Below are 8,307 nucleotides of genomic sequence, written 5' to 3'. Positions count from 1 at the left end.
TTAGGAATTAATAGGCAGGCTGCGTCTAATTCTTGCATCAAGATTAGATCAGCTGAATAAAAATGACTGCCAGGAGAATTTGATCGAATGATCAGACGCTTTTTTTGGTCTGCACTAAACGTTGGCCAGGCAGAGCGTATAGCTGCACGTGCAGACTCCTTATCTTCTTCAGCAACTGCATCTTCAAGGTCGATGATGACGCCATCGGCGCCACTATCTAAGGCTTTACTAAAACGCTCAGGGCGTGTGCCTGGAACAAATAAGAATGTGCTGCTAAAGCCAAGGGGTGTATCAAGTGGATTCATCGATGAGGCTTTATTAAAAATGAAGCAAGAGAAAAAATAAACGACTCTAAAGTTAAGGGAGTAATTGACCTATCTTGGACTGATTGCGGATATTCCACAAGCGCTCGATAGCGGCACTCATCTCACTTGGGCTTGCGCCACCACTAAATGCAGCAAGACGCATCGCCTTATCTGTAATCTCAGTACGGCTTAGGGTATTACCAGGATCGCCCTTGGGTTCATCAACACGACCCTCTAATACTTCACCATTATTTAAGTAGACTTTAACTTTACCGATCCAGCTTTGGGGGTAAGCACTATCGACTTCAGGGTCCAAGACCATAGTGACGCGATCGCGGAAAGAGCAAATATCTTGATCATGGAAGTGTTGATCAAATTCTTGCAGGCCTGCAAATTGATAGTGGGCAACTATCGCGAGTACGGTACCCATTGAGAACTTAGATTGGTGCACGGTTGTGGGGTCGGTAACTGGACCCAAGACATCGATTGCCCCTTGGTGAACCAAGGTTTCCACCTTGGCGATATCGCTAGGCTTGAGATCTTGTTTCAACATGACTTGCAATAAGGCATCGGCAGCAGGGTGTGTATGACGACATGAGGCGTGATATTTGAAGCTCGTCTCAGCAATGGTCCAGCGAGTTCCTAGTCGATCAATTAATTTGCTTGGATCAGAATCACTCGACATGCCGGCAGCCAAACCCTGTTTACCTTCTAGGATGTGTTCGGCACCAGTAAAGCCAGATTGCGCTAAGTAGGCTGACATCAAGCCGGTTGAAGCGGCATGTGCTGTATGAAGTTGCTTGGAGTCAGCAGCATCGCGCAGAAATTCCCAAAGGCCGGCAGATTGTGTTCCAGCTGAGCCAAAGGCATGCAGCATTTGGCTTGGGTTGAGTTTGAGAAGATGGCCTACAGTTGCTGCTGCAGCTAAGGTGCCGGCTGTGCCTGTAGTGTGAAATATTTTGTAGTGTGAGCGACCTAGGAATTCCCCAACCCGAATACCGACTTCATAGCCGGCGACTGCAGCTACGAGCAGATCTTTTCCTGAAGCGCCTATAGCTTGAGCTGTGGCGAGAGCGGCAGGAAATACGATAGTTCCTGGATGAAATACAGAGCCATTGTGCACGTCATCTTGTTCGGCTACGTGCGATGCGGCTGCATTTGCTAATGTAGCTAGGAAGGGGCTTGATGTTGTGCGATGAATCAGAATTTCAGCAGAGCCAGGGTTGCTTGCATTGAAGCCACCCATGCTTTGCGCAAACTGCGTAATGGCCTCTACAGCGCGCGAACCTTTGCCAGCAATTGCAGAACCAAACCAATCTACTAGTAAATCTTCGGTGCGGGAAATCACCTCTTCAGGAATATCGCCAATCTTTAATTCAGAAGCAAATGTAGCTAAAGCTTTAGATAAATGCGGAGTAGTCATAACAAAATCATTCCTTAAGCTAAAACTGCGGTGGCTTGCATGGTGAGCCAACCTTCGTGATCTTCAGCCCAAATAGAGATGGTTTTTCCAGACGGATCTTTCTCTAGATCCGGTTTGGCGCTGACTTTAAAAGGATTGATATCAAAAGTAGGGCGAATTGCACGGAACTCAAAGCTCTTCAATCTGCAGCCTGGAATACTTTGACGCACCAGATCTACCAACAAGCTTGCAATTAAAGGGCCATGAACAATCAGGCCAGGATAGCCCTCTACTTCAGTGACGTATTTACGATCATAATGAATGCGATGACCGTTAAATGTCAGTGCTGAGTAACGAAACAACAAAACATCATCCGGCCTTATCGTCTTGGTCCACTGTGCGCCTGTAGGTGCTGGTGTGGGTGCAACAGGCTTATCGTCTTGACCCGGAGCATCGCGATACACGATGTCATGTTCTTCAATTAAGGCCAAGCCATTTTGATTGGAAATTGCGTGCTTGACTAATACGAAAATGAGATCACCGGTGCGACCTGCCTTGTGCGTAACAGATTCAATTTTAGAAACGCGTTCGATCTCATCGCCCACTGCAAGTGGAGCTAGCCATTGAACTCGGCTACCAGCCCACATCCGACGTGGTAGCGGTACAGGTGGTAAAAATCCGCCACGTTTAGGGTGACCATCAGGTCCGATTTCAGATTGAAGGGCGCAAGGCAAAAAATAGAGCCAGTGCCATAACTCGGGAAGAAAGGTTCCATCATTCGGGGTAGGGTCGGAACGATCGAGCGTCGCAGATAAAGCTTTGACAGGTGCTGCTGTGACCTTGTCTTGAAGGGTTTCGGTTTTGCCGAGCCACTCCTGGAGATGGGTGATGGTTTGAGGTTCGATTCGCATAACTTCCATTATGCCAATTTCGGCCTTAAATGCGATGGGTCTAGATCAATAAACTTGCCAGTAAATAACTGAGTAAGCCCGCTAAGGCTGAACCGGTTAACACGCTAATAACCCCTTTTTGAAATTTAAATAGCGCTAAACCTGCAAGTAAGGTGATTGCAATCGAAACCCAAGAGATGGAGCCACCAAGACCATGTGGAAAAAAGACGTGATAGGCAAAGAACAGTCCAAGGTTGGCGATGACGCCAACTACAGCGGCAGAGATTGCTGTGAGTGGTGCAGTGAAACTCAATTTGCCATGTGTGGATTCAATGAGTGGTCCACCGACCAAGACCAGGAAAAAAGAGGGTAGGAAAGTAAACCACGTGGCAACGCAAGCGCCAAGCACGCCAAACCAAAATGGATTGCTATTGCCAATGAGATGTTGAATGTGGCCAGCGAGGTAGCCAACAAAGGCTACTACCATGATGAGTGGTCCGGGGGTGGTTTCTCCAAGCGCTAAACCATCCATCATTTGGCCGGCACTGAGCCAATGAAATTGATCGACAGCACCTTGATAAACATAGGGCAGAACCGCATAAGCGCCTCCAAATGTGAGAAAGGCAGCCTTAGTAAAAAACCAGGCGATCTGTGGATAGAGTGTTTTCCATCCAAAAATTAGAGCCAATCCAATAAATGGAATAAGCCACAGTCCTGTAACAACTGAGCTATGTAATACCAATCTTTTTCTAGAAAACTTGGCATGCTCTGGAGTGGGCGTATGATCGTCAATGATTGCAGCGGCATGCGTCCCACTCACTTTATCGTGAGAGGCAGTTTGTTGAAAATATTCTGGGTAACGCTTACCACCCCAAATACCAAGCAAGGCTGCGAAGATAACAATGATCGGGAATGCCAAGTTGAATATAAATATCGCTAGAAAGGATCCCAGTGCAATCCAGCGCAACGCTTGATTGTGAATCGTACGTTTACCAATACGTACTGCTGCATGCAGGACGATAGCAGTGACGGCGGGTTTAATTCCGAAGAAGATCGCGGCAATCCAAGGAACCTGGCCAAAAGTCAGGTAGATCCAAGATAGGCCAATCAAAATAAAGAGAGAAGGCAAGACAAATAGGGTGCCGGCCAGAACACCACCCCAAGTCCGATGCATGAGCCAGCCAATATACGTGACCAACTGCTGAGCTTCTGGCCCTGGTAAGAGCATGCAATAGTTCAGCGCATGTAAAAAGCGCCGCTCAGAAATCCAGCGACGCTTTTCAACTAGCTCTTGGTGGAGGACAGCAATTTGCCCCGCGGGCCCACCAAAGCTAATAAAGCCGAGCTTGGCCCAAAATTTCAGGGCTTCGCGAAGTGGAACGCTCAAACTTCTTCCATTCCACCAACAACTTGGCTAAAGCCGTTATCAACATAAATGATTTCAGCGGTGATACCGTTTGCTAAATCAGATAACAAGAACGCAGCGGTATTGCCAACATCATCAATGGTGACGTTACGACGCAATGGTGCAGTTTGCTCAACGGCCTCCAAGATCTTCCCAAATCCTTTGATGCCTGAGGCAGCCAAAGTTTTAATTGGGCCTGCAGAGATACCGTTAGCGCGAATGCCTTTAGGTCCAACTGAGCCAGCGATGTAACGTACTGAGGCTTCTAGTGAAGCCTTGGCTAAACCCATCGTGTTGTAGTTAGGTACGTTCTTCATTGAACCTAAGTAAGTGAGAGTCAATAAGGACGACTTGTCGCGCAACATAGGTAAAGCTTCTTTTGCCATTGCTGGGAAGCTGTAAGCAGAAATATCATGGGCAATTTTGAAGCCTTCACGAGACAGGCCATCTAAAAAGTCGCCGGCAATTGCTTCGCGTGGCGCAAAGCCGATTGCATGAACAAAGCCATCAAACTGAGGCCAAGTCTTTGCCAAATCCTTAAATAGGGCAGTAATCTGCTCATCACTGCCAACATCACAGTCAAAAATCAGCTCAGTATTGAATTCTTTAGCGAAATCAACAATACGGTCTTTAAAGCGCTCGCCAACGTAGGTAAAGGCTAGTTCAGCCCCTTCGCGGTGACATGCCTTGGCAATGCCATAGGCAATAGAGCGGTTAGAAAGAAGGCCGGTAATCAGAATTTTTTTGCCAGCGAGAAAGCCCATATCGTGTCCTTTGCTTCAAATGTGGTTTGCTATCTACAATTGTTGCATATATGCCCATGCACCCTGTCATCCGCCAAATCCCCACTTTGCTGCTCTTAGCCCTTCTGGCTGGGGTGGTAGTCAATTCAGCTCAGGGTGCTCAGGGGATCGCTCAGTACCGCAAACCTAAATACGCGGATGGATTTAGCCATTTTGACTATGTGAATCCCAACGCCCCGCGAGGCGGCACCTTAACTTTGCCCAACCCGGATCGCCGAACAAGTTTTGATAAGTTCAATCCATTTACGCTGCGCGGTGTCGCTGCCCCTGGTATAGCTCAGCTGATGTTTGAATCTTTGGCAGTAGGAAGTGCGGATGAGGTCTCCAGTGCCTATGGCCTGATTGCGGAAGATATTGCAGTTGCGTCCGACAAAATGTCTGTGGTCTTTCGGATTCGTCCTGAGGCGAAGTTTTCGGATGGCAGTGCGATCTTAGCTAGTGATGTTAAACACAGCTTTGACACTTTGATGAGTTCACTTGCTAATCCGCAATTTAAAACGGTCTATGCCGATGTCAAGCAAGCGGTGGTGGTTTCTGATCGAGTAATCCGTTTTGATTTCAAGAACAGTAATCCTGAATTACCGGTGATGGTGGGCACCCTGCCGGTGTTCTCTCGTAATTGGGGTAAGAAGCCCGATGGCACGATTACACCATTTGATAAATTGACCTTTGAGCTACCGATAGCAAGCGGTCCGTATGTGATTGAGTCATACAAAGCTGGTAAGACCATGATCTTTAAGCGTAACCCAAATTACTGGGCCGATCAAGGCGGTAAGACGCTTAATGTCCGTGTCGGTTTTTATAACTTTGATCGTGTGAACTACAAACTCTATAGTGATGACGCTGTTCGCCTAGAAGCCTTTAAGGCTGGAGAGTTCGATGCTCTGGTGGAGTACCGCGCCAAGAATTGGGCAAAGAGTTATGTTGGCCCTAGATTTAATGATGGCACTCTAGAAAAGAAAGCTTTCCTCAATCACAACGGCGCAGGCATGCAAGGTTTTGCTATGAATGTACGCCGTCCGATTTTTCAGGACCCGCGCGTGCGACAAGCCTTGGGTTATGCGCTCGACTTTGAGTGGTTAAATCGCCAGCTTTTCTTTGAGCAATACAGTCGAATTAATAGCTACTTTACCAATAGTGATCTGAGCGCCAATTTTGATGGCCCTCGCAAACCCACTGAAGCAGAATTGAAATTACTCAAACCTCTGAAGGCGCAATATCCTAAGTGGGTACCAGATGCGGTTTTTGGTCCAATGCCTCCTGCCCCTTCTCCTGCCGCCCCTGATAGCTTGCGTCAGAACCTGCGCAAAGCAAGAGATTTATTAGCTCAGGCTGGTTGGCAATATCGAGATGGCGCTTTACGCAATATGCAAGGCGAGCCATTCCGATTTGAGATGGTCGAAGATGGTCCATTTTTCTTAAGAGTGATTTCTTCTTATGTGCGTAACTTAGAGAAGCTGGGTATTCAGGTGGATATTCGGACGAGTGATTTTGCTTTGCATCAGAAGCGCATGGATGAATACGACTTCGATATGACTACCATTCGTTTCCCAGACTCACAAAGCCCAGGTAATGAATTGTGGGATCGCTTTGGTAGTCAGGCTGCAAAAGAAAAGGGTTCTGATAATGTGATCGGGGTTCAGTCTCCAGTGGTCGATGCCCTGGTGGATGCAGTTGTCAAAGCGCAAACTCGTGAAGAGTTACGTGCAGCTACTAGAGCTTTAGATCGTGTTCTTTGGAATAGTTATTACGTGATCCCGCAGTGGTACAACCCGACACACCGAATCGCGTATCGTAAAGAGATGCGCTACCCAGAACCTCCTTTGTATTACACCGCCGAATCTTGGATTCTGCTCAATTGGTGGAAAGAAGGGGCGCGCTAATGCAAGGACAAATGTGGTCATATATTTTCAAGCGCGTGCTCTTGATGATTCCTACTTTGTTGGGTGTTTTAACTCTCACCTTTGCAGTAGTGCAATTTGTACCGGGTGGTCCAGTTGAGCAATTGATGTTGGAGCTCAAGGGTAAGGGTGATGCTGCAGTGAGTGGGGCAGAGTCATCTGGTGGCGGCAGCAACTATCGTGGCCGCCAAGGTGTGGATGCCGAGCGCTTAGCTGAGGTAAAGGCTTTATATGGTTTTGATAAGCCGCCAGTAGAGCGCTATTTCATGATGCTCAAGCGTTTTGCCCAGTTTGATCTCGGTCAGAGTTACTACCAACACCAAAGTGTTTGGCAGTTGGTGGTTTCTAAATTGCCAGTATCTATCAGCATAGGTTTATGGACTTTCTTTCTGACTTACTTGGTCTCAATACCCTTGGGTATTGCTAAGGCAGTCAGGGATGGCTCCCGCTTTGATGCGGTGACGAGCACGATGATTTTAGTGGGCTATGCCATCCCGGGATTTGTGTTGGGTGTTCTCTTGCTTGTCATCTTTGGCGGCGGCAGTTTCTTGCAAATCTTCCCACTGCGCGGACTGACTTCAGATAACTGGAGTGAGTTGAGCATGATTGGGAAGGTAATGGATTATTTGTGGCATTTGGTTTTACCAATTACCGCTTCAGTTTTAGGCAGTTTTGCAGTGATTACGATGTTGACGAAGAACTCTTTCCTGGAGGAGATTCGTAAGCAGTACGTGTTGACTGCGAGAGCTAAGGGTCTCACTGAGAAGCAGGTACTTTGGAAGCATGTCTTCCGTAATGCGCTCTTGCCTCTAGTGACGGGCTTTCCAGCAGCTTTTATTGGCGCCTTCTTTACCGGATCCTTGCTGATTGAAACCCTGTTTTCTTTGGATGGCCTGGGTTTACTGTCTTATGAGTCCGTTATGAGGCGTGACTATCCAGTGGTTTTCGGAACACTTTATCTTTTCACCTTGATCGGTTTATTTACTAAATTGATCTCGGATCTTTGTTATGTCTATATTGATCCGCGTATTCAGTTTGGCGCTGGAGGTGGCTCATGAGTCGCTGGCATCGATTTAAAAACAGTCGCATGGGTTATGCCAGTCTCTGGATCTTTATGGTTTTGTTTGGCCTGTCTATGTGCGCTGAGCTGATTGCCAATGACAAGCCTCTGGTAGTCCGCTACGAAGGTAAGTTTTATTTCCCGATTGTGCAATCACAACCCGAGAGAGTGTTTGGAGGTGACTTCGCTACACCAACCGATTTTTTAGATCCGGATATTCGTCACAATATTACGAGCAATGGTAATTGGGCGATTTATCCCCCGATACCTTATAGCTATGAAACACTCAACTACTTTTCAAAAGTACCCAATCCTGCACCTCCATCTTTTGATAACTGGTTAGGTACTGACGATCGGGGACGCGATGTTCTCGCGCGCTTGATTTATGGATTTCGCCTCTCAATTCTGTTTGGCTTGGCACTCACTATTGTTGGTGTGAGTGTAGGCATCATCACTGGCTCTTTAATGGGATTCTTTGGCGGCAAGTTTGATCTGATTTCCCAGCGCTTGATTGAAATTTGGTCAGCGATGCCAGAGTTAT

At 47.3% G+C, this 8,307-nt stretch carries 7 protein-coding genes and 1 pseudogene; 3 read left to right on the top strand and 5 right to left on the bottom strand.

Translation table 11 applies throughout. The annotated features are described in order from the left end of the window. The 5 genes from B7X71_RS09260 to fabI all read right to left on the bottom strand — a co-directional run. On the bottom strand, nt 1-305 hold a 305-nt coding region (locus B7X71_RS09260), incomplete at its 3' end, for an aldolase/citrate lyase family protein (protein WP_293600563.1). A gap of 52 nt (nt 306-357) precedes the next feature. Continuing rightward, nucleotides 358-1,728, bottom strand: coding sequence for an MmgE/PrpD family protein (locus B7X71_RS09255; RefSeq protein ID WP_293600562.1), 1,371 nt, complete (start codon nt 1,726-1,728; stop codon nt 358-360). 14 nt (nt 1,729-1,742) lie between these two features. Beyond that, the gene (locus B7X71_RS09250) at nt 1,743-2,627 is read right to left on the bottom strand and encodes a MaoC family dehydratase N-terminal domain-containing protein (protein ID WP_293600561.1); all 885 of its coding nucleotides are present in this window, start codon (nt 2,625-2,627) and stop codon (nt 1,743-1,745) included. 31 nt (nt 2,628-2,658) lie between these two features. Beyond that, nucleotides 2,659-3,984: a chromate efflux transporter gene (gene chrA, locus B7X71_RS09245; protein WP_293600560.1), complete on the bottom strand. Its 1,326-nt coding sequence runs from the start codon at nt 3,982-3,984 to the stop codon at nt 2,659-2,661. Continuing rightward, a complete protein-coding gene (gene fabI, locus B7X71_RS09240) occupies nt 3,981-4,766 on the bottom strand; it encodes an enoyl-ACP reductase FabI (protein WP_215303126.1) in 786 nt (261 codons plus the stop codon). Before fabI ends, chrA begins: the two co-directional genes overlap by 4 nt. 50 nt (nt 4,767-4,816) lie before the next feature. Here fabI and B7X71_RS09235 point away from each other — a divergent pair, with 50 nt between their 5' ends. From B7X71_RS09235 to B7X71_RS09225, 3 genes and pseudogenes are all read left to right on the top strand, one after another. Then, nucleotides 4,817-6,688: an extracellular solute-binding protein gene (locus B7X71_RS09235; RefSeq protein WP_293599243.1), complete on the top strand. Its 1,872-nt coding sequence runs from the start codon at nt 4,817-4,819 to the stop codon at nt 6,686-6,688. A gap of 11 nt (nt 6,689-6,699) precedes the next feature. After that, a complete protein-coding gene (gene yejB, locus B7X71_RS09230; protein ID WP_205621331.1) occupies nt 6,700-7,764 on the top strand; it encodes a microcin C ABC transporter permease YejB in 1,065 nt (354 codons plus the stop codon). Further along, a pseudogene (locus tag B7X71_RS09225) lies at nt 7,761-8,307 on the top strand (ABC transporter permease); the annotation flags it as partial. The gene yejB and the pseudogene B7X71_RS09225, both read left to right, overlap by 4 nt.

The sequence above is a fragment of the Polynucleobacter sp. 39-46-10 genome (genome assembly GCF_002282275.1).
This window is presented reverse-complemented; position numbering and strand designations above follow the sequence as displayed.